Origin of the sequence: Phaeobacter sp. PT47_59 (assembly GCF_028890025.1) — a bacterium.
Lineage (GTDB): Bacteria > Pseudomonadota > Alphaproteobacteria > Rhodobacterales > Rhodobacteraceae > Phycobacter.
In genome coordinates this window covers 70740-89026 of sequence record NZ_JARCJL010000015.1, presented here as the reverse complement: position 1 = coordinate 89026, position 18287 = coordinate 70740, and the positions used below count along the sequence as shown (strand labels likewise).

Below are 18287 nucleotides of genomic sequence, written 5' to 3'. Positions count from 1 at the left end.
GATCGCACACGAGGCCGGAGGGCTGGTGCCCTTCGATCTGCGCCCCTTGGGCTATACCGAGGCTGAGGCGCGAGCCTTTCTGGCCGCGCTTGGTGCAGAAGGGCACGCGATCTATAGTGGTCCGCAGCGAATTCTGGACCTGTTCTACCCGGCGCTGCTCGGCATTTCTTTGGCGGGCCCGATATTGTGGCTGGTTGCCTCTAGGCGATTGCAGGCCGTGTTCATTTGCGTGATCGTGGCTGCGGTGGCGTCTGACTATCTGGAAAACTTTTTTGTGGCTCGCTTGCTGGCCGGGGGTGTCAGCGGCGGTGCAATCGCTTCCGCCTCCTACGCGACGATGGTGAAATCGGGGCTGGACAGCATCGCCTTCCTGATCGTTCTGGCCGTATCACTGCGCGCGGGTGTCTTGAAGTGGAAGAAAAGAACATGAACCGGAGCTTCACCATTGCAATCGACGGTCCGGCGGCTGCCGGGAAGGGCACGATCTCCAAGGCCGTAGCGGAACATTTCGGGTTTGCGCATCTGGATACCGGCCTGTTGTACCGCGCCGTGGGGGCGAAAGTTCTTGCCGGTGAAAAGCCGGTCGCGGCCGCCCAGGCCCTGGTGGCCGAGGATCTTGAGGTCGATGGCCTGCGCACGGCCGAGGTTGCCCAGGCCGCATCGAAGGTGGCGGTGATCGCAGAGGTGCGCCAGGCCTTGGTGGATTTCCAGCGCAGCTTTGCCCGCCGGGCAGGGGGGGCAGTGCTGGACGGGCGCGATATCGGCACGGTGATCTGTCCCGATGCCGAGGTGAAGCTCTTCGTGACCGCCAGTGCCGAGGTGCGCGCAGAGCGCCGCTTCAAGGAGTTGCGCGCGGCGGGATCGGACAGCAGCTACGAGACCGTGCTGGCCGATGTGAAGGCGCGCGATGATCGTGACATGAATCGCAGCGAGGCGCCCTTGAAACCGGCTGAGGATGCGGTGGTCATCGACACCAGCGCGCTGAGCATCGAGGCGGCGATCGCCGCCGCCGTTGCCGCTATCCATCAATCACAGGGCTGATGGCGTCTTCCCGAACCCGTGGCGGGTTTCGGGTTTGTACCGCTCAGCCCGCATAGCCCCCGCATTGTGAAGGTGTCCCGCCGCACCCTCAGGGCCGAGATTGGCTTTTCCAGGTCGGTCGTGACATGAATGCCTTATCCCGGTGCGAGCGCCATTGGTGAAGCCATGCTGGACATGTGTTGCTGTCTTATCTCGAAGGCCAACATCGGGCCGAACAGATGCCAATAAGGCCGATTTGCTTCGTGGCTCACGGCGGCATCCCGTTTGTGCATCAGTCGCTCCACTTTCACTTTAGATTATGGAGAGCGGTTATCGAGAATCCCTGCCAATCGAATGATTTCACGTTTCGCTTGAAAGACTTATATGGATGCGCTCCCAGCGCATGAGAAATATGGTTGATAAACGGGGCAGCACGTAAAGTTCGCATCCTGCGCATTTCTAAAAATCCCCATTGTGGCCACTCCGGTGTGCGAGTGCGCACTTCATTCAAATTCTTACACCCCACTGTAAGTCGCCATTTCATCCTGTGGTATACTGCATTCAACATATGTTGAATTGCGTTGTAACGAATGAGAGTCCGGAAAATGAATTCAGATCAAAAAGCCGCCGAGGCCTTTCTGGCGGAAATGCGCACCAGGCTGGCGACACAACCGCTTCCATTCAAACATGGCGACGAGACGGCCGCTCTGGGTAGCCTATTCAGCCTGTTTGGGCTGGCACGGGAGATAATAAAGGCGAACCCGGGCTGCCGAGAATTTGCCGATTTGGCTGATGAGATTCTCAATACCGATATCCGCCCGTTTACGGCGCGCTGGCAAAAGTTCAAGGAAGACGGGCATTTGCAAACACGAAACGGCGCGGTCGAGTTTCGGGCCGGGCTCGTGGAGATTCAGGGTAAGCTCAATGGGCGCATTGGCACGCTTTGGCAGATGGCCTATGGCGAAGAAGAGCAGGAAGAAGCCCATAAGGTTGAAGCTGCCTTTGCCGCGCGCAGCATGCTGTTGAAAACCGCTGAGCGCCCGTTTGCCCCAGAAACTGTTGGCGTATGGGCGGCGGGGGAACCGGAGGACGAAGAACAGCCGCCGATGGTATTTGGAATACCCGAAAACAAGTTGATAGACGACGAAACGACGGCCCTGATCAACAACGCCGAAGCCAGGGAAATCCGCACCATTCGGGACGCGAATGGAAAAGCTAAGGGGGCAAGGGATTCCCCGATCACTGACGCGGCCGGCCTGGCATTTTCCGGGGGTGGCATACGCTCGGCGACCTTCTGTCTTGGTGTTGCGCAGGTCCTGGCGGACAAGGGTTTGTTCAAGGACTTTGACATCATGTCCACCGTATCTGGGGGCGGCTATACAGGTGCATTCATCACCCGGCGCCTGGGTGACCGGCCCCTGGAGCCTGGAACCAGCCGCAAGGACATATTCGGGAGCGCAGACGGACCCGATACCGATGAAATCGCCTATGTCCGCACCCGTGCCTCCTACCTGTCGATGGTGTCACCTTTGGCCACGTTTGTTGCGGCGTGCCGATTGCTTGGCGGGACATTGCACAACTGGTCCGCACCGGCCTTTGTGATTGCGGTATTGGTCTGGATCAGCTTGGCCGTAAGCAGGTGGGGGCCGGACATTGACTGGTCGTCGCTCCCGCTTTTCGCCCTGAGCGTGATTGGGCGGCGGTGTCGTTGTTTTTGGCCTTCTGTCTTTTTGGGAAAGTGCGCGCAGCTGTGCAGTGCGGCTTTTTGCCTTGGCCATTGCCGCGGCGCTTGCCTTACTCTCTGTCTGGGTGATCCATCTGTTGTACCAAACGGTCACTATGAGGGGGCAGGGCGTCTCACCTTTCACCGCCTTGGCTCCAGCGATTTTGGCGATTGTTCCCACGCTTGGAAAAGCTCTTCCGGCCATAGACAAGACCATCATCAGCACAGCACTGGCTGGCGGCTCCTTGATCGTTGCAGCCGTGGCGACCCCCATTGCGGCATTGTTTTTCGGGTTTTATCTGTTCAATCTGGGATACCCTTTGATTGATGGCGACCTGTCAGCGGCCTGGATGTTGCTAGTTGTGACGACGATTTTGGGCGTGTTGTCGTCATCTTTGAACATCAACGCGACCGGGCCACATGGTTTCTACCGCATGCGTCTGGCCCGCACATTTGTCGCGCAAAAGAAAGCCCACAACGGCGATGTAACCCTTGCAGAGCTGAACAAGTCGCACCACGCGCCGTATCAGCTGATCAACGCTGCGATTAATCTTCCCTCGAGTAAATCTCTCAGGCTGCGCGAACGCAAAAGCGACTTTTTCCTGTTTTCCAAGTGCTTCTGCGGTTCGCCCACGACCGGCTACCTTAGCTCTGAGCAATACAAGAACGGTCGGAAGGACATGGACATAGCGACTGCTGTCGCCGTGTCGGGCGCTGCTGTTGCGCCGCTCATGGCCTTGAACACGATTGCGCCAGTGCGCATGCTGTTGGCCTTCTTGAACATCCGTCTTGGTTTCTGGATGAAACAACCAAACATCAAATCCAGGGTGCCTAAACCAGTTCCCGGCCTGTTGTGCCTTCTGCGAGAGATGTTCGGAATCGGAATGGACGAGCACAAACCCTGGATCAATCTCTCGGATGGTGGCCATATTGAAAACTCTGGCATCTACGAGCTGCTGCGCCGCCGGTGCCGTTTCATCGTTTCTGTTGACTTCGGGCAGGACGGAGGAAACGACTTTGCGACGCTGACAACCCTGATCCGGCACGCCCGGATCGACCTGGGTGTAAAGATCGATCCGGCATTTGACCCGCTCCGCGTGGATGAAGAAACCGGCCACTCCCCGGCCCATTCAATTCTAACAAGAATTCAATATCCAGACACCGAAACCACAGGATTGCTGCTCGTTCTCAAGCTGTCGTTGACCGGTGATGAAAGCGAGTTGATCAAGGGATACCACCGCGCAAACCCCAACTTTCCGCATCAATCGACTGCCGATCAGTTCTTTGACGAAGCACAGTTCGAAGCCTACCGCCAACTGGGCGCGCACAGCGCCAAGGAATTGTTCCAACCCGCGCTGCTTGACAACAGCATGGAGCCAAAGACCGTGGGCGAATGGTTGACAAAACTGTCAAAGACAATATCGGCGTCGAGTTCACAAGACTAGCTAGGTTCAGAATTAATGGGTGCTGAACATAACAGAGCAATTCCTTGCGTGGCTTTGCGATTGTCCTTGAATTGGAGGTCGTTGTCGTCAGCTGTTTCGGCACGCTTGATGCGGTTTTGAAAGGCTTAGTCAGTTTTTTGCTTGGGTCATCTCGGGGGTCGTCTGGCCTATCGTAGTGTTTTGGAAACGCGAAATGATGTTGCGGGCAGATCTTTGGAAAGGCCGAAATGTCGATCGAGGTGCGTTTTTGGTGTTCAGGTTTTGGGTATGTCAATTTCAAGCCCGGTGGGCGCTCAAGACCTCCCGCTCCCCAAGGCTATACGATGATGTGACATTTCCTTAAGGTTGTGTTAGAATTCGCGATGCGCGTCAATCGTGTCCTTTTCAGTTCCATGCAATGCACAGATTGCACTGGCCGCATTCGCTCAGGTCGCCTGATAAGGCTTTGAAAAACAGCTTTTTCAAAAGGAAATACGAATAGCCGAAAGGAAATTACCATGGCAAATCCCGCAGCCAGAGACAGTGACATTTCCAAGCTTCACCCCGCAATCCGCGAAAAGGTCCGCGCGATCCGGGACCAACTGCAGGCAGAAGGCATCCCATTCGAAGTATTTGAAGCCTTTCGAACACCAGAGCGACAAGCGAAACTGCAGGCAAAACGACCCAAGGTCACCTGGGTCGGTCCTTGGGGCTCGATCCACCAATACGGATTGGCGGTGGACTTCGTTCTGAAGCTCGACGGGAAATGGTCGTGGGACGACAAGGGGGCAGAAGCGCCCTACTGGGACCGCATGCACGAATTGGCCAAAGAACACGGCATGACGCCGCTTTACAACAAGAATGGTGAGTTGATCGAAAAGCCTCACATTCAGTTGATCGGTGCCTCGGCTTCCGAAATGCGAAATGGGCATTATCCCGAAGGCGGAGACGACGTCTGGGCAGAGTACCTGATCCAGCTCATCGACAACTGGGAAGGTGGCAATGCACCGCGCAAACCCACGATGGCCGCAGAACGGCCGCCTCTGAACGCCGATCATGTCCCCGACAACGACGGCTCTGCGGATCCGTCGACCGCTACCGCGATAGCCGCATCGGACGCAAAGTTTCAAAGGCTGCACGGGTTCATCAAGCACTGGGAAGGCGGCTTTGTAAATCACCCGGCTGACAAGGGCGGGGCCACGAACATGGGTATCACGATCGGGACACTGGCCGCTTGGCGCGGCCAGGAAGTTTCGATCGAGGACGTGCGCAATCTATCTCGGGCCGAAGCCGACGAGATTTTTCGAACTCGCTACTACGCGGTCAGCCGCTGTTCCGAGATGCCTGAGCGGATGGCGATGGTGGTCTACAATTGCTCGGTCATGTCAGGGCCAAAAAGGGCAATTGAGCTCGTGCAAAAATCGTTCAATGCACTAGGCATGACCGTTGATGGCGCAAAGTTGGTTGTCGATGGCATTCTGGGGCGGCTGACCATGGCCGCGATTCAAAAGACGGATGCCAGCGTCCTGGCCTCGGGTTTCATGGACGAGCAGGAAGCCTATCTGCGCACCCTCGATACATTTGATGTTTTTGGCGACGGCTGGCTGAATCGCATGGCCGCGCTGCGTGAATTCGTAAATACATTGCCGCAAGGAGCGGGCCTGCGCCCGAGAAAAGTGATGAAAGTATCCGAAAGCAACGTCGATCTGGACGATATTCTGACCATTGTTTCTGCAGTACAGGGCGGCGATCGAAGGGCCGCGCTTGCCAAGGCCGCGGAACTGTTGCTGCAGGACAAGCCCGGTGACAGCGACGAGTTGGCGCGAGGCAAAGACCTGGTTCAACTGCTTCTCGGCGTCAGCGGCGTCACATCAGCAGAGGCTGTGACGGTCACCAGAGACGCCGATGGCAATGTCCCGTTGACGCCGATCAATGCGGCGCTTGGACAAACCGTCGGTCGCGCCATCAACGGCAAGAAATCGGTGTCCGGGGTGATCGGGCTTTTGTTGACGGCGATGCTGCCGAAACTTGGCCTGTCCGGAGACATCGTCACCTTCATCGCCAGCAACAGTGACGTGTTGCTGACGCTGTTTTCGATGCTCTTTGGCTGGGGCTTGGTCGGCAAGCTGGACAAGGCCATTCGCCTGGTTGGAATGATCGGGGGGCGCTGACCTGGCTGAAAATGCTAGTCCAGCTGGATTGGTTTGCTCTCAGGCGAAAATAGGGGGGAATGGTGACGATCGAGCCTGCGCTGCGGTTGGTTTGACAAACGGCGGCTGCACCGACGTATTACTCCAACTTGTTGTTCAAGGCGACAGTTTCGGCGTGGCATTTCTCAAGCTGCTGGCGCAGTTCTTCGTTTCCGGTCGACAGTTTTCTTTGCTGAGCCTGGGCGTCTGCCAGATCTGCCAAGCTCTTGCTGAAGCTATGAACGTTCCATGTCTACGATCCCAACCTCTCGCGCCAACGGCTTATTGTCAGCTAGAAAGGAAGCAGTATTTGCCAAGGTCGAACTTGAATAGAGCCCGAAAACAGCGGCTGCAGTTATGGCAAACACAAAGGAGATGGTGCTGATAAGCCAGCCCCACCGGGTCCTTTGGGCCAATTTCATCTGTTTTTCCTGGGCGAGCTGTTCGTCTTCTCGCGGTTGAGGCGCCTCGTCCCTGGCGCGCTGTTTGCTCAGCAACATTGCCCTCTTGCTTTCGCGCTCTTCTTCAAGCCCTGTTTCTTCGCTTGAATGTCCTCACGGTCGTGTCCTTCAGGGGCGGTGAATGTCTGAAATGCAGGCGGCTGTCGCAGCATCCAGACCAGTCGGCCAACGGCAGCTATGGGTCGAAAGCGATGCGTTGTCATCACGAACACGCGTTCGCTTCACAGCGTGATTGGACAGATCACCCCTTCGTTGTCCGCACAGCCCGCTGATAAAGATGCCATGTCGTGTGGCCCAGGATTGGCAGGGTAAAGATCAGCCCCAAAAACGCCGGAACCAGCGACAGCAGCATGGTGACCGCGATGATCGCCGCCCAGGTGAGCATGACCATCGGACTCTCCTTGACGACACGAATGGAGGTGAGCATCGCGGAAATGAAATCCATTTCCCGGTCGAGCAACATAGGCATGGCGACGACGGTCACCGAGAACAGCACTGCAGACAGAAAGGCACCGACGCAGGTGCCAATGGCAAGGAAGGTCCAGCCCTCCGGCGTGAAGAATATGGTGTTCAGGAAACCGTCCAGATCCGAGAAGGACGAATCTTGCAGCACGATCACAAGCACTGTCCGAAATTGGTAGAACCACACCCAGAAAATGAACAGGGTGACAAAGGCCATCCAGCCCATCTCGCGCTTGCGCTGGCGGGCCATGACGGTGAGGATGTCAGACCAGCCGAAGCTCACATCGTTCTGCAGTCTGCGGGACATCTCATAAAGCCCGGCGGCGGCGAAAGGCGCGATCAGCGGAAAACCCACGGAAACGGGAATGATCATCCATACCTTTCCGAGCCAGACCAGGCTCCAAACAACCAGAATCCCGAAGACCCCGTAGAACAGACCAAAGAAACCACTCATGACGGGGCGTGCCAGAAAGTCGGAAAGCCCGGCCTGAAGCGACGCCTTGATATCATGCGCCGTTACCCTGTTGACCTCAGGCATGGTCGATTGCTGCGGCGCCCGATTGTCCGGTTGCGGGGAACCTGTGGTCTTGGATGTCATCTGCACGCCTCCCAAGTCAGGCCAGCACGCTGCTCCGTTGGCCATCGAAGAGGCAATGAAAAAGGCATCCCTCTTCCACCTGTAACTTTGCATGAAGTCCGTCAGGCGGGCAAGGAGCGGACATCGCAGTAAGGCCCTGCATGCCCGGAATGATGGGTCGCACCATGGTAGACTGAAGGCATGGCACAGATTCTGAGCGGGCAGTTCGTTTAGGCGCCGCGATGCCGTTGAACTCTCTTCCCATGCGATGGCAATCGCACGGACTTCTGTCGATGGCCGGAGTGAAGACTGCCAGATCGCGGTGGCACTCGGTCTGGTGCTGGACCATGCGCCAGTGGTTTAGGACAGCGCGGCGGGGGCCGTTGGGACGGGCATTTCTCTCACCTGGCGCAACAGGTCGATAAAGCCCGCCACTTGGTGATCGCGGGTGCTGTAGCCCTTGTCGGCGGTGGCGGCGGAGGCATCACCCACGGTCCCGTCCGGGTTCAGATCAGAGGCGATCCAGCCGCGGCTGATCGCGCCGGTGGGGGCGATGGGATCGCTTTCGGCCTGGGATTTGAAATCCCGTGCCTTGGACATGTCCACGCGGTCGCCCCACATTGCCAGCATCAAAGAGGTCTCGATATCGCCGCCATGGATGCCGAAGGCGCGTTCCGAGGGGCCATAGAGGCCTTCTGGATAGCCGAAGCTGCCCCACTGGCACTTGACTGCGAGCATCCCCGCTTGCACGCGCAATTCGCGCGACAGGATGGAGATCAGGTCAAGATTGCCGCCGTGGCTGTTGATGATGACGATCTTCTTGAAGCCCGCGCGAGCGACGGAGAGACCGATCTCGGTCCAGGCGGCCAGCGCCGTGGCTGCGGTCAGGGTCAGGGTGCCCTGCGCCCAGAGGTGTTCATTGGATTTGCCAACCGCCTGAATGGGCAGGATCCATGGGTTAAGATCCTCGGGGCAGGCGGCGCGAAAGGCGTCAAGCATGCCGCTCATGATCAGCGTGTCGGTGCCCACGGGAAGGTGCGGCCCGTGCTGTTCAATCGCCGCAGTGGGCAGGATCGCAATGTCCGTCTCGGGATTGATGGCTTTGAAGTCGGGGGCGCGGCGATCGGCCCAGTCCAGCTGTCTCATTCAGGCTCCAAGGGGTTTGTAGGTCGCATCAAGGCGTGAGCGCAGGTAGTCGGCGGCGGTGATGGCGGGGTAACGCGACTCCCCGGTGCCGGGCAGGGCTTCGATCACGCTGTCGGGGTTGGGATCAAGGAAGAAGGCAATCGAGCGCCGCGCACGCGGCGGGGCAAGCACGCGGTGGGGCGTGGAGATATAGTTGCGGTTCGACCAGCGCATCAGGCAGTCACCGATATTGACGATGAAGGCGCCATCGACGGCGGGCACATCCATCCAGTCCTGTCCGCGCGGTTTCACCTGCAGCCCCGGTGCGCCATCGGTCATCAGCAGAGTGATCGAGCCATAGTCGGTATGGGCGCCTGCGCCGATGCCTTCGCCGCTCGGGACGGCGGGGTAGGAGAGCATCCGCAGCGTTGCCATCGGCGCATCGAAATGGGCGTCGAAATAGTCGAGCGGCAGGCCAAGATCGGCGGCAAAGGCGCGATGGAGCGCGATGCCCATGGATTGCACCGCGTCGAAATAGGCGAGCGCGGTGGCTTTGAACCCGGGCAGATCGGGCCAGATATTGACCCCGCGAAACGGCTCGCCCGCCAGCACGCGCGGATCGTCGGGGGCAAGGTCGAAGCCGACATTGAAGGCCTGTTTCTGGTCGATTTGCCCCGAGGTCTCGTCCAGGCTTTCGGTGCCCATGGCGGCCCAGCCGCGGTTGTGGGGGTTGTTCGAGATGGCCAGCGGGCGCTTCTGCGCGTCGGGAAGGGCAAAGAAGGCGTCGGCCTGCTGGAACATCTGCGCGATCAGCTCCGCTGCCACGGGGTGGTTTTCGATGACAAAGAACCCGTGGTCGCGACAGGTCCTGCCGAGTTTGGCGGCAAAGCTCTCGGGGCTTTGGAGGAACTCGCCCCAGTCAAGGATCGGAACCATGCTGTGTCCTTTCAATGCTTAGGCGCGCAACAGGCGGTCGACCTTGGCGCCGACCCGCTTGAGGTGCCTGGCGCGGCTCTCAGGGGTGGAGCTGTCCATGCGGTAGTGGGCGGCAAAGGCGGTGCGGCAGGTTCTGGCGCAGATCAGCCTCAGCCCGCGCAACAATGTGCGCCGCCCCGGCGCGCCGATGAACCAGGTCAAATGCCGACTGGCACCGCAGGTTGTGAAGACGCCAAGGCGGGTGATGTGGGTGAGGGCGGGGCGGATGTCACCGCCTTCGGGGGGCGGCAGGTGGAAGGCCACGCCCGAGACCAGCACGCGGTCGAGCCAGCCCTTCAGCATCGCCGGCAGCCCATACCACCATGTCGGGTAGACAAAGATCAGCGTGTCGCACCATTTGAGCGCCTCGCAATGCTCCTCGACGCCTTTCTGATTGAGGTACTCATCCTCTATGAACTCCAGCCCCTGGGCGCTCAGGCGTGGTTCGAACCCGCTTGCATAAAGGTCGATGAGGCGCGCCTCGGCACCTGCCGCCTTGATGCGCTCCATCACCAGATCGCGGATCGCGGCGTTGTAGCTCTGGGCGCGGGGATGGGCGTAGACGACAAGGACCCGCATCAAAACGCCTCCATCTCGCGGCGCACGCGCTCAAGGTGCGCGGTCAGTTGCGGCTCTGTGTTGTTGTTCATGTCGTAAAGCGCGATGTAGCGTTTCCTGGGCATCCCGCAGGCATACCAGACGTGGCGGGTGACGCATTTTCGCGGCGGATCGCCATTGAGAAACGCGCGAAACCGCGTGCCGCCGTAGGTGGTGCATGCGGCGAGTTTCTTGATGTTGGTAAGGCCGGGGCGGACACCTCCATGGGCCAGTTTGAAGCTGACCCCGGGCAGGAAGACCCTGTCGAGAAAGCCCTTGAGAATGGCGGGGTAGCCGAAGTTCCAGACCGGGAAGACCATGACCATCGCTTCCGCGGCCTGAAGCCTTTCGACATAGGGGCGCACAGGCTCGATGTTGCTTGGCTCGTCGTGATATTCGCGCCGCTCGATTTCCGAGAGCACGGGGTAGAATCCTTCGGCATTGAGATCGAGATCATCGACCTCGTGGCCCTTGGCCGTCAGCGTATCGACCACCACCCGATGCACCGCAGCATTATAGCTGTCGGGGACGGGGTGGGCGAAGAGGACGAGAACGCGCATCACGCGTCCTCCGTGGGCAAGGGGGTCATGCCCGGGTAGGCGTAGATGTCCTTGAAATCGAAGTCGGGGGTCTCAAACGAGATCATCTTGCCAGGGTTCAATAGCCCCTTTGGATCGGCCTCTTTCTTGAAGGACAGTTGGCGTTCGTCGGAGTGTTGGCGCCCGCCCTCTTCCAGCGTGTAGCGGTGCGGGTTGAAGATCAGCGCGCCCGCCTCCTCATGGATGCGGATGATCTCGTCAAGGCGCTCTTCCGTGGTGAACTTGACCATCGTCAGGCCCGCGAAGGCGACCTTGCCGTTCATGCGGATGGCCTCGAGGTGCTGGATAAGCTCGTCGCCGAACGCGGCGCGGATCTTCTCGATCAGTTCCTTGTGGTCGGGGAAGCCGTAGCGCACTTGCAGATAGGTGATCTCGGGGTTCACCTTAAGCGCGCGCAGGGTGGTGTGGTTCCAGCCGTACTCAAACGCAACGCCAGGGCTGCGGGGCCAGTCGTTGTCGTCGGAGCGGTAGATCAGGCTGAGGTCGTCGCGGCGGCCAAGGTAGGTGATCAGCGCATCCATTGCATGGGGGGCGACCATCAGGCCGACCATGTGATCGTCCTCTTCCACATAGGCTTCCATGCGTTTGAAATAGGCCTTCGCCGTTGGCGCCTCGAAGACGGAGGCGAGTTTCAGCAGGATGCCGTCCTCATTGGCGAGGTCTTCGGCGCAGGCCATGGCCGCGCCGAAGTCTTTGGTTGTGATGAAGCAATGCACCCAGTCGTAGGCGGGCGCGAGCGGCAACTCGAGCTCGGTGATGATGCCGTTGGTGCCGTAGCCGTGGGAGACGCGGGCCAGTTCCTCGCCGCGAAACTCGAGGATGCGGGGCTCTTCCTCCATGGTCACAACGCGCAGACGGATGATGTTGCCGAGGTCGCGAAGCTGGCCCCAGGTGACGGAGCCGACCCCGCCCGAGCCGCCTGCGACGAAGCCGCCAACGGTGGCCGTGGCCCATGTCGAGGGCATCATGCGAGACTCGTATCCACAGGCTCCGATGCAATGGGCATCGAGATCCTTGAGCACACAGCCCGGTTCGACAATGACCCGCCCCGGCGCGCAGGAGATGACCTTGTTCATATGGACCAGATGCATCACGCAGCCGCCGCGCATGGGCATGGCCTGGCCGTAGTTGCCCGTGCCTGCACCGCGGGTGGTGACCGGCACGTCGTAGGCGTAGCAGGTCTTGAGCACCTCGATCACCTCGGCCTCGGATTTCGGGCGCACGACGAAGTCGGCCAGGAGGTGATCCATGCGGGTCTTGAGCACGGGGGAGTACCAGAAGAAATCGCGCGAGGCACGTTTGATCGCGTTCTCGTTTTCCTCGATGTCGAGGTGGGCAAGGGCGGCTTTGGCGGCGGCGATGTCGGGGGTGGGAAGGGTCGTCATGTCAGGCCTCAAAAAGGTGGTCGAGTTCAGCGTAGTCGGGCAGGGTGCGATCGATCTGGACCCCGTCACGCAGCACGATGCGGTCGGATTGCGGACGGGCCATCAGCTCGGTCCAGGTGCGGGCGCGGGCGATGACAAGATCAGCAGGGGCGCCCGGGATGATCTGCCCCACGTCGAGGCCCATGGCAGCTGCAGGGGTCGCGGTGAAGGCATTGAACCAGTCGGTATCGGAGTGATCGAGATGGGCAATGCGGGTCGCCTCGCGCATCACTTCCAGCATGTCGAGATCGCCATAGGCGTAGAAGGGGTCGCGGGTGTTGTCGGAGGCAAAGCTCACGGGGATGCCCCGGGCCTTCATCTCGTGGACGAGGGTGACGCCGCGCCCGCGCGGGGTGCGGCCCGTATTGCGGTCCTGCAGATACATGTTGCACATCGGCAGGCTGACCACGTCCAGCCCCGCTTCGGCGACCTTGTCGAGCGTATCAAGCGCGCGGGCCTCCACCTGGGTCGAGAGCGAGCAGAGGTGGCCAACCTGCACCCGGCCCGAATAACCCGTCGCCAGCTTTGCCGCACAGATGTCGCGCAGGGTCTCGAAACTGGGGTCCATCGTCTCGTCGACGTGGAAGTCGGTGTCGAGGCCACGCTCGGCGGCGATTTCGAAGAAGCGGCGCAGGAAGGCATCAAGCCCGTCCATGGGCAGCGTGACCATGCCCAGCACGCCACCATGTTCCGCCACCAGATCGGCGGTGCGCAGGAAACGGCCGTCGATATCGGTGACGATGGAGGTCGAGAGCGACGATCCTTGCAGCGTGATTTTCCCCGCCCATTTCTCGCGCAGTTCAGACAGCACCGGCCAGGAGATTTCGTCCTGCGGCGGGATGCAATCGAGATGGGTCCGGATCGCCTTGGTGCCATGGGCATAGGCGCAGCGCAGGGAGAAATCGGCGCGGGTAAAGACGTCCTCGGCCTTCCAGTTGGCGTGATCCTCGGCGACCGTGTCCTTTGCGCCCCAGAAGGTGCCGTCGGGATTGGAGGCGCGCGGCAGGATGTGGCCCTTGTCGAGGTGGGTGTGGGCATCGACGAAGGCGGGCATGACGAATGCGCCCTTCATGTCGATAGCCTCGCTGCCCTCGGGCGCGGTGCCGATGGCGGCGATCTTGCCGTCCCGCACGGTGATCGACGTGCGGCTCAGATCGCCCTCTTGGCCAAGCGCGCAGGCGGGGACGGTCACGTTTTGGAGCGTGAATTCGCCCGTGGGAAGTGTCTTGAAGTCCATGGGTTAGTCTCGTTTGAGGGCGCTTTCGTGCCAGCGGAAAAGGAGGAGATGGGAGATCAGGCTCATCAGGCCGAAGATCACGACCCCCATGACGGAGATCAGGATCAGCGCCCCATAGAGCCGTCCGAAGTTGAAGCGGTAGGAGGCTTCGAGCAGGGTGGAGGCAAGGCCCAGACCCGTGCCAGAACGGCCGATGACGAACTCGGCGACCACCGCCCCGATCAGCGCCAGCCCGCCCGCGATCTTCAGCCCGCCGAGGAAGTAGGGCAGGGCGGAAGGGGCTGCGAGAAAGCGCAGGCGCTGCCAGCGGGTCGCGCCATAGATCGAGAAGAGGTCTTCGAGATTATGGTCGGTCGATTTCAGCCCGATGGTCGTGTTCGACAGGATCGGGAAGAAGGCGACGATCCAGGCGCAGAGCAGGGCCGCAAGAAAGGCACTGTCGACGTAGATCTGCAACAGCGGCGCAATGGCGACCACGGGGGTGACCTGCAGGATCACCGCGTAGGGAAACATCGCCATCTCGACCCAGCGGGACTGGGTGAAGGCCACGGCAATGGAAAGCCCGCCGAACACGGCGAGCAGGAGCGCAAGCAGCGTGAGCCGCCCCGTGGTGACCATTGCAGGCCAGAGCAGCGCCCAATCCTCGACCAGCGTCTTGGCGATCAGCAGCGGCGAGGGAAGGATGTAATGAGGGATTTCGGCGAGGGTCACATAGGCCTGCCAGCCGCCGATGAAGGCGACCATGACGAGCGAGGGCAACAGCCAGCGGGCAATGGCGGCCACCTTGGCGCGGCGGGCCCGGCGTTCTTCGTCAAGATCGATGGCGGGTTTGGCAGAGCTGTCTGGGGCGGTGGTATCGGGGAGGGTGTCTGTCGCGCTCATGCGGCGGCCTCCATGGCATAATGCAGCGCATCCGAAGCCTCGCGCGCATAGGCGGTGTATTCCGGCGAGGTGCGGAAGCCCTCGGTGCGCGGGTAGGGGGCGGCGACCTCAAGCTCGCGGATGACACGGCCCGGGCGTGCGGCCATGACCACGATGCGGTCCGACAGGAAGACGGATTCAAAGACGGAGTGGGTGACGAAAACAACCGTGCAGCCCACGGCATCGCGGAGCGCCAGGAGGTCGTTGTTGAGCTTGTGGCGGCTGATCTCGTCAAGCGCCGCGAAAGGCTCGTCCATCAGGATCAGGCGCGGTTTGGTGACCATTGCGCGGGCGATGGAGACGCGCATCTTCATGCCGCCCGACAGTTCGCGCGGATAGGCGTTTTGGAATTTCTCGAGACCGACGAGCTTGAGCGCGGCCAGCACCTCGTCCTTCACCTGCCCATAGGTCTTGCCGCGCAGGCGGTAGGGCAGCCAGACGTTGTCCTTGATCCGGGCCCAGGGCATCAGGGTCGGCTCTTGGAAGACGACACCGAGGTCGCCCTCGCCTTGTCCGCCCTGCCAGGTGATGGAGCCGGAGGTCGGGTGCATCAGCCCCGCGATCAGGCGCAGCGCTGTGGACTTGCCACAGCCCGAGGGGCCGAGGAGGGAGATGAAATCGCCCTGATTGACGGTGAGATTCATGTCGTTGAGCGCGATGACATTGCCGCGGAAGGTCTTGTTGATGTGCGTCATCTTCAGTAGCTCGGGGCGCTCGCCCAGAGGGGCACGTTTGAGGGGCATTGGTGGTCTCCGAAAACGGGGGGCGCAGCGCGCGCCCCCTTGGTGGTGGGGCGGCTTACTTCACAAGATCCATGCCGAGGCCCTTGCCGACGAAGGCGGTGGTGTAGCCCGCCGAGTAGTCCAGGCCCGCCTCGAAGACGCCTGCCTCCACGAGCTTGGCGTAGAAATCGTCGACCTTCGCGTCGGTGATCACGCCGATGCCCATAGTCTCCGCGTCGCCCGAAATGAGGATGCCTTCGGACTTCATCTTGTCGATCGCGTAGTCGATCTTGTCCTGGGTCATCTCGGGGTTGTCGGCCATGATCATCTCGTTGGCCGCCGCGTTGTCGCCATAGAGGTAGTTGTACCAGCCCAGGATCGAGCCCTCGACGAAGCACTTCACCTCTTCGGGCTTTTCATCAACGGTGGCGGCCATGGTTTCGATGGTGGTCGAATAGGTCGAATAGCCCGCATCCGCGATCAGGAAGACATCGGGGGTGAAGCCGCCTTCTTTCTCGATGAGGTAGGGTTCGGAGGAGAGATAGCCCTGCATCGCCATGTTCTCGTCGGCAAGGAAAGGCGCGGGGTTGAAGGTATAGGGTTCGCGTTGCTCGGCGGTGAAGCCATAGGCGGCCATCATCCACTGGTAGAAGCCCTGGAAGCCGTTGTCGCCGATCAACAGGGTCAGATCCTTGAGGTCCTCGAAGGTTTCCGCCTTGCCCGGATGGGTGATGAGCACCTGAGGGATCTTCTGGAACGAGGCGGCAACGGCGACGATCGGGATACCTTCCTTGGCGGCGTTGAAGACGCCTGTGAGGTCGGAGCCCATGTGATAGTCAAGCTTGCCCGCCAGGAGCAGCGCGCGGTTGTTGACCTGCGGGCCGCCCTGCACGATCGACACGTCCAGGCCGCAGGCCGCGTAGGTGCCGTCGGCGGCAGCCTGATAAAAGCCGCCGTGTTCGGCCTGGGCCAGCCAGTTGGAACCGAAGGTTACCGGGGTGCCCTCGGCAAGTGCGCCCGTGGCGGCGGTGGCAAGCGCCGTGGCGGCGGTCAGTGCAGTGGTCAGTTTCATGTGCGTCGTCTCCTTGTTGAACGTTTTGGTTTTTTTGGTCTTATTGGTGGGAACACGGGGGCGGTGGTGCGCCCGCAGTCCTCACAGATGGGAAGATGAGATGATCAAGAGCGTGACCCCGGGCGATATGGCGCCGCCCTTTGCCCGCTATGCCCATGGCGTGGTCGATGTGCGTGCGGGGGTGCTGATGACCTCGGGGCAGTTGGCGCTTGATCTTGACGGCACGATCCCCGAAGGGGCAGAGGCACAGGCCGCGTTGATCTTCGCCAACCTCGAGAAAATCCTGACAGAGGGCGGCACCGACAAGGCGCATGTGCTGAAGCTCCACGCCTATGTCACCGATCGCGCCCATATGGCGGGCTACATGGTCGCGCGGGATGCCTGGCTCGCGGATATTCCGCATCTGCCCGCCTCGACGCTGATGATCGTGAGCGGCTTTACCCGCCCCGAATTCGTGGTCGAGATCGAGGTCACGGCCAGCATGCCCTAGGCCCAGGGCCCGGCAGGAGATCGCAGCCACCCGCATCACGTCTTGCTGAAGTTGGCGCCAAGGCGCATCTGGATGTAGTCGTGGCCGGTGATCGGCGCGTAGAGCTTTTCGGGGCCTTGCAGGACCGTATCCATATTGGCCTGCGCGAAATAGGCGATGGAGTAGCGCGGCCCGAGGCTTTCGCCCTCTTGCGGCATGCGCACGCGGTGCAGGTTGGAGAGCAGCTTGTCGTCGGTCCAGCGCATCAGCATGTCGCCGATGTTGCAGGTGATGACGCCACCCACGGGCGGCACATCGGTCCAGCCCAGGGCGCGCCCCTCGCTGTCCTTGCCGGGGCAGACCTGCAGGCCGCCCTGGCCCTGTTTCTGGTGCAAAAGGGTGAGGCAGTCAAAATCGGTATGGGCGCCCGCCCGCCAGAATTTGAAGTCCTCGGGGCTGGCGTCCTCCATGCCGAGGTAGTGGATCAGGCGCAGGGTGGATTGATACTGCGGCGACAGCGGGTCATGGCCGTCGGTGAACGTGTCGGGGGCAAAGCCGAGCTTGTCGCCGAAGCATGACAGAACCCGCATCGCCAGCGCCCAGTTCATCCGCTCGAAGGCGAGCATGGTCGGTTTGAAATCAGGCACCTGCGCGCCCGAGGGCCAGAGCCCCGCCATGCGGGGCAGGGTGATCTGATAGCTTTCCTTCTGGTCGGCGGTGCCCGTCGAGGGGCGCACCTGCGCCTTGAACTCCCAGCCCGCATTGGTGCCGGGTTTGAGGGGGAAGGCGGATTTGCTCTCGGCGTCGAGGTCGAAGAAGGCCGCGGAGCGCGCGAAGGCGTCATCGATCAGCGACTGCGGGATGCCGTGGCCCGTAAGTTGGAAGAAGCCGATGTCGGTGGCCGCATCCCACAGCTCGGCGGTGATCTGGTCGCGGCGTGCGTGGAAATCGGACATGTCGATTTGCGGGATATCCCGCTCGATGACGGTTCCGAGCCCACCAATGCGGCTCTCTTTTTGCAACTCTTTCAAAGGCGTCGTGCCCATTACATACCCTCCTTGTCCGCACGCGGCTTCTGGCGTGAGGTTGAAAAAGGGAGCAATGACCTGCGCATGGGGCGCTGCCTGCTTCTACTCCGGTTTGTCGTCGTGGCTGCCCGAATGGGCAGACCTGTGGATGTCGGGGAGGCGCGCCGTTTTGGTGATGTCCCGCCCCTGGCAGAGCGCGTGATTATGCGTGTCTCACACAGGACGTATGCGTTTCCCTCGTCCCTTCACGCTAGACTGAAGA

At 60.8% G+C, this 18287-nt stretch carries 17 protein-coding genes; 6 read left to right on the top strand and 11 right to left on the bottom strand.

From position 1 onward, the window contains the following. Positions 1-25 precede the first annotated feature (25 nt). The 5 genes from PXK01_RS14410 to PXK01_RS14390 all read left to right on the top strand — a co-directional run bounded on the left by PXK01_RS14410 (position 26) and on the right by PXK01_RS14390 (position 6338). On the top strand, positions 26-430 hold the full coding sequence (locus PXK01_RS14410) for a hypothetical protein (protein WP_274860630.1): 405 nt from the start codon (positions 26-28) through the stop codon (positions 428-430). Next, complete coding sequence (cmk, locus tag PXK01_RS14405) at positions 427-1041, top strand: (d)CMP kinase (protein WP_274860629.1); 615 nt, start codon at positions 427-429, stop codon at positions 1039-1041. Before PXK01_RS14410 ends, cmk begins: the two co-directional genes overlap by 4 nt. A gap of 584 nt (positions 1042-1625) precedes the next feature. After that, a complete protein-coding gene (locus PXK01_RS14400) occupies positions 1626-3071 on the top strand; it encodes a patatin-like phospholipase family protein (protein ID WP_274860628.1) in 1446 nt (481 codons plus the stop codon). After that, on the top strand, positions 2989-4188 hold the full coding sequence (locus PXK01_RS14395; protein WP_274860627.1) for a hypothetical protein: 1200 nt from the start codon (positions 2989-2991) through the stop codon (positions 4186-4188). Before PXK01_RS14400 ends, PXK01_RS14395 begins: the two co-directional genes overlap by 83 nt. Before the next feature lie 497 nt (positions 4189-4685). Then, positions 4686-6338, top strand: a complete 1653-nt coding sequence (locus tag PXK01_RS14390) for a glycosyl hydrolase 108 family protein (protein WP_274849732.1) — start codon at positions 4686-4688, stop codon at positions 6336-6338. Between the two features lie 720 nt (positions 6339-7058). Here PXK01_RS14390 and PXK01_RS14385 read toward each other — a convergent pair. The 10 genes from PXK01_RS14385 to PXK01_RS14340 form a co-directional block, all read right to left on the bottom strand. Beyond that, positions 7059-7877: a DUF2189 domain-containing protein gene (locus tag PXK01_RS14385; protein WP_274848001.1), complete on the bottom strand. Its 819-nt coding sequence runs from the start codon at positions 7875-7877 to the stop codon at positions 7059-7061. Positions 7878-8216: 339 nt separating this feature from the next. Next, on the bottom strand, positions 8217-9002 hold the full coding sequence (locus PXK01_RS14380; RefSeq protein WP_274860625.1) for a creatininase family protein: 786 nt from the start codon (positions 9000-9002) through the stop codon (positions 8217-8219). Next, entirely contained in the window at positions 9003-9917 is a 915-nt protein-coding gene (locus tag PXK01_RS14375; RefSeq protein ID WP_274860624.1) for an isopenicillin N synthase family dioxygenase, read from the bottom strand. A gap of 18 nt (positions 9918-9935) precedes the next feature. Beyond that, a complete protein-coding gene (locus PXK01_RS14370) occupies positions 9936-10535 on the bottom strand; it encodes an NAD(P)H-dependent oxidoreductase (RefSeq protein WP_274860623.1) in 600 nt (199 codons plus the stop codon). Next, entirely contained in the window at positions 10535-11113 is a 579-nt protein-coding gene (locus PXK01_RS14365) for an NAD(P)H-dependent oxidoreductase (protein ID WP_274860622.1), read from the bottom strand. The genes PXK01_RS14370 and PXK01_RS14365 overlap by 1 nt, the downstream gene beginning before the upstream one ends. Next, positions 11113-12537, bottom strand: a complete 1425-nt coding sequence (locus tag PXK01_RS14360; protein WP_274860621.1) for an FAD-binding oxidoreductase — start codon at positions 12535-12537, stop codon at positions 11113-11115. Before PXK01_RS14360 ends, PXK01_RS14365 begins: the two co-directional genes overlap by 1 nt. 1 nt (position 12538) lies before the next feature. Continuing rightward, entirely contained in the window at positions 12539-13813 is a 1275-nt protein-coding gene (locus tag PXK01_RS14355) for a cytosine deaminase (protein WP_274860620.1), read from the bottom strand. A gap of 3 nt (positions 13814-13816) precedes the next feature. Then, on the bottom strand, positions 13817-14695 hold the full coding sequence (locus PXK01_RS14350) for an ABC transporter permease (RefSeq protein WP_274848008.1): 879 nt from the start codon (positions 14693-14695) through the stop codon (positions 13817-13819). Next, positions 14692-15477, bottom strand: a complete 786-nt coding sequence (locus tag PXK01_RS14345) for an ABC transporter ATP-binding protein (RefSeq protein ID WP_274860619.1) — start codon at positions 15475-15477, stop codon at positions 14692-14694. The genes PXK01_RS14350 and PXK01_RS14345 overlap by 4 nt, the downstream gene beginning before the upstream one ends. A gap of 55 nt (positions 15478-15532) precedes the next feature. Further along, entirely contained in the window at positions 15533-16528 is a 996-nt protein-coding gene (locus PXK01_RS14340; protein WP_274848010.1) for an ABC transporter substrate-binding protein, read from the bottom strand. A gap of 100 nt (positions 16529-16628) precedes the next feature. Here PXK01_RS14340 and PXK01_RS14335 point away from each other — a divergent pair, with 100 nt between their 5' ends. After that, positions 16629-17018, top strand: a complete 390-nt coding sequence (locus PXK01_RS14335; protein ID WP_274848011.1) for a RidA family protein — start codon at positions 16629-16631, stop codon at positions 17016-17018. Positions 17019-17053: 35 nt separating this feature from the next. Here PXK01_RS14335 and PXK01_RS14330 read toward each other — a convergent pair whose 3' ends face one another. Further along, a complete protein-coding gene (locus tag PXK01_RS14330; RefSeq protein WP_274860618.1) occupies positions 17054-18043 on the bottom strand; it encodes an isopenicillin N synthase family dioxygenase in 990 nt (329 codons plus the stop codon). Between the last annotated feature and the right edge of the window lie 244 nt (positions 18044-18287).

Excerpts from the sequence above, each read along its gene's own strand:
- PXK01_RS14350 (WP_274848008.1), bottom strand. The coding sequence starts at position 14,695 with ATGAGCGCGACAGACACCCTCCCCGATACCACCGCCCCAGACAGCTCT.
- PXK01_RS14360 (WP_274860621.1), bottom strand. The coding sequence starts at position 12,537 with ATGACGACCCTTCCCACCCCCGACATCGCCGCCGCCAAAGCCGCCCTT.
- PXK01_RS14355 (WP_274860620.1), bottom strand. The coding sequence starts at position 13,813 with ATGGACTTCAAGACACTTCCCACGGGCGAATTCACGCTCCAAAACGTG.
- PXK01_RS14380 (WP_274860625.1), bottom strand. The coding sequence starts at position 9,002 with ATGAGACAGCTGGACTGGGCCGATCGCCGCGCCCCCGACTTCAAAGCC.
- PXK01_RS14375 (WP_274860624.1), bottom strand. The coding sequence starts at position 9,917 with ATGGTTCCGATCCTTGACTGGGGCGAGTTCCTCCAAAGCCCCGAGAGC.
- PXK01_RS14385 (WP_274848001.1), bottom strand. The coding sequence starts at position 7,877 with ATGACATCCAAGACCACAGGTTCCCCGCAACCGGACAATCGGGCGCCG.
- PXK01_RS14345 (WP_274860619.1), bottom strand. The coding sequence starts at position 15,477 with ATGCCCCTCAAACGTGCCCCTCTGGGCGAGCGCCCCGAGCTACTGAAG.
- PXK01_RS14340 (WP_274848010.1), bottom strand. The coding sequence starts at position 16,528 with ATGAAACTGACCACTGCACTGACCGCCGCCACGGCGCTTGCCACCGCC.
- PXK01_RS14365 (WP_274860622.1), bottom strand. The coding sequence starts at position 11,113 with ATGCGCGTTCTCGTCCTCTTCGCCCACCCCGTCCCCGACAGCTATAAT.
- PXK01_RS14400 (WP_274860628.1), top strand. The coding sequence starts at position 1,626 with ATGAATTCAGATCAAAAAGCCGCCGAGGCCTTTCTGGCGGAAATGCGC.
- PXK01_RS14330 (WP_274860618.1), bottom strand. The coding sequence starts at position 18,043 with ATGGGCACGACGCCTTTGAAAGAGTTGCAAAAAGAGAGCCGCATTGGT.
- cmk (WP_274860629.1), top strand. The coding sequence starts at position 427 with ATGAACCGGAGCTTCACCATTGCAATCGACGGTCCGGCGGCTGCCGGG.
- PXK01_RS14390 (WP_274849732.1), top strand. The coding sequence starts at position 4,686 with ATGGCAAATCCCGCAGCCAGAGACAGTGACATTTCCAAGCTTCACCCC.
- PXK01_RS14335 (WP_274848011.1), top strand. The coding sequence starts at position 16,629 with ATGATCAAGAGCGTGACCCCGGGCGATATGGCGCCGCCCTTTGCCCGC.
- PXK01_RS14370 (WP_274860623.1), bottom strand. The coding sequence starts at position 10,535 with ATGCGGGTCCTTGTCGTCTACGCCCATCCCCGCGCCCAGAGCTACAAC.